3 protein-coding genes are annotated in these 2249 nt (G+C 69.2%); 2 read left to right on the top strand and 1 reads right to left on the bottom strand.

Features of this window, described 5'->3' with window-relative positions; all coding sequences use genetic code 11:
* Window positions 1-150: 150 nt before the first annotated feature.
* Together pip and trhA are read left to right on the top strand one after the other, a co-directional pair.
* Complete coding sequence (pip, locus tag ACYP33_RS01570; protein ID WP_459619285.1) at window positions 151-1086, top strand: prolyl aminopeptidase; 936 nt, start codon at window positions 151-153, stop codon at window positions 1084-1086.
* Between the two features lie 81 nt (window positions 1087-1167).
* Window positions 1168-1788 carry a PAQR family membrane homeostasis protein TrhA gene (gene trhA / locus ACYP33_RS01575; protein ID WP_414439403.1) on the top strand — a complete coding sequence of 207 codons (621 nt, stop codon included), beginning with the start codon at window positions 1168-1170 and terminating at the stop codon, window positions 1786-1788.
* On the opposite strand, the gene ACYP33_RS01580 is transcribed toward trhA, so the two are convergent.
* Window positions 1781-2249: FadR/GntR family transcriptional regulator (locus ACYP33_RS01580; protein WP_459619288.1), on the bottom strand; the 469-nt coding region annotated here is incomplete at its 5' end. The genes trhA and ACYP33_RS01580 overlap by 8 nt on opposite strands.

The following is a 2249-nucleotide window of genomic DNA, read 5'->3' on the forward strand; positions in this document are numbered from 1 at the left end:
AGTCTGTTGCCGCCGCAATGATGCAGCGCGGCAGCGGCGCGCGCGCTTCGGCATAATGGCGTCACGCCCGTCGCGCGGACGGCTCGCGCGCAACCCGCGCCCTCGCCTGCCGCGTCATCCGGCCCCGTCCTTGCCACCGGAGCATGCCGCATGTATCCACCCGTCGAACCCTACGCCCATGGTTATCTCGATACCGGCGACGGTCATCGTCTGTACTGGGAGCGCTGCGGCACGCCGGGCGCCAAGCCGGCCGTGTTCCTGCACGGCGGCCCCGGCGCCGGCAGCGGGCCGAATCATCGCCGGCTGTTCGACCCGGTGCGCTACGACGTGCTGCTGTTCGACCAGCGCGGCTGCGGCCGCTCGACGCCGCACGCGAGCCTCGAGAACAACACCACGCCGCATCTGGTCGCCGATATCGAACGGCTGCGCGAGATGATCGGCGTGGAGCGCTGGCTCGTGTTCGGCGGCTCGTGGGGCAGCGCGCTGGCGCTGGCCTATGCGCAAACGCATGCCGAGCGCGTCAGCGAACTGGTGGTGCGCGGCATCTTCACGCTGCGCCGCGCCGAGCTGCTCTGGTATTACCAGGAAGGCGCGTCGTGGCTGTTCCCCGATCTCTGGGATGCGTTCCTCGCGCCGATTCCCGAAGGCGAGCGCGGCGATCTGATGGCCGCCTATCACCGCCGCCTGACCGGCGACGACGAAGCCGCCAAGCTCGCCGCCGCGCGCGCCTGGAGCCTGTGGGAAGGCCGCACCATCACGCTGCTGCCGAACCCGGCTCTAGCCGCCGCGTTCGACGACGCGCATTACGCGCTGGCATTCGCGCGCATCGAGAATCACTACTTCGTCAATCGCGGCTTCGTCGAGGAAGGGCAACTGCTGCGCGACGCGCACAAGCTCGCCGGCATCCCGGGGGCGATCGTGCAGGGGCGTTACGACGTCGCCACGCCGGCGCGCAGCGCGTGGGAACTCGCCAAGGCCTGGCCGCAAGCGAGCTTCGAACTCGTGCCCGACGCGGGCCACGCCTACGACGAGCCGGGCATCCTGAAGGCGCTGCTCGCCGCCACGGACCGCTTCGCTGGCGCCTGATGCACGCACACGCCCATTTTTCCGACGCCGCCCGCCAGCGCAGCGTCACCCAACAATCCGTCAAGCAACCGAGGTCAGGCCGTGGTGGTCGGTGAACGTTTCAACAGCATTTCGCATCTCGTCGGTGCCCTGCTTTCCGTGGCCGGGCTGGCCACGCTCGTCACGATGGGCGCGCTCAAGGGCGACCCGTATCGCGTGGTCAGCGCGAGCATCTACGGCGCGGCGCTGCTCGTGCTTTACGGGGTGTCGACGCTTTATCACTTCGTCAACACGCCGCGCCTGAAGGCGATCCTGCAGAAATGCGACCACTCGGCGATCTACCTGCTGATCGCCGGCAGCTACACGCCGTTTACGCTGATCGCGCTGCGCGGGCCGTGGGGCTGGACGCTATTCGGGGTGGTGTGGGGGCTGGCGCTGTTCGGCATCGTCCAGGAACTGACGCTCGGGCGCCGCACGCGGATCGTCTCGATGGTGCTCTACGTGCTGATGGGCTGGCTCGGCGTGATCGCCATGCGGCCGCTGATGGCCGCGCTGTCGCCCGATGGCGTGGCCTGGCTGGTGGCCGGCGGCGTGCTCTACAGCGCCGGCATCTACTTCTTCATCAACGACGAGCGGATCCGCCACGGCCACGGCATCTGGCACCTGTTCGTGCTCGGCGGGAGCCTGTGCCAGTTCATCAGCGTGGCCGTCTACATCATGTGAGTTTTTCGACGCGCAGCAGCGAGCAGCACCACGCGTAGCTGGCCTCCACATGCACGATCATCGCGAGGCGCGCGCGTTCGCCGTCGCGTGCGAGCAGCGCCTGCACGAGCGCGGAATGATCCATGCAGGCCACCCGCGCCGGATGCCGGACGATCGGCAACGACGCGTACACCGCCCCGAACGCCTCCTGAATCGCCTGTTCCTGCTCGACCAGATGCCGCGAGCCGCTCGCCTCGGCGATCAGCAGATGCAGACGCGCATCGGCGGCGCGGCGCAGGTCGACATCGAGCATGCCCGCCACGAAACCCTGCGCCGCGGCCTCGATCGCACCGAGCTGCAACGCCGACGCGCGGCGCGCCGCGAGCAGGCAGGTTTCGCCCGACACGGCGCGCCGCCAGTCGACCAGGCTGCGCAGTTGCGCCGCATCGATGCGGCGTTCGAGCGCCATGCTGTGCAGCCGG

Source organism: Burkholderia sp. 3C (genome assembly GCF_054589155.1).

Coding starts and splice junctions, on each gene's coding strand:
- pip (WP_459619285.1), top strand. CDS start 151: ATGTATCCACCCGTCGAACCCTACGCCCATGGTTATCTCGATACCGGC.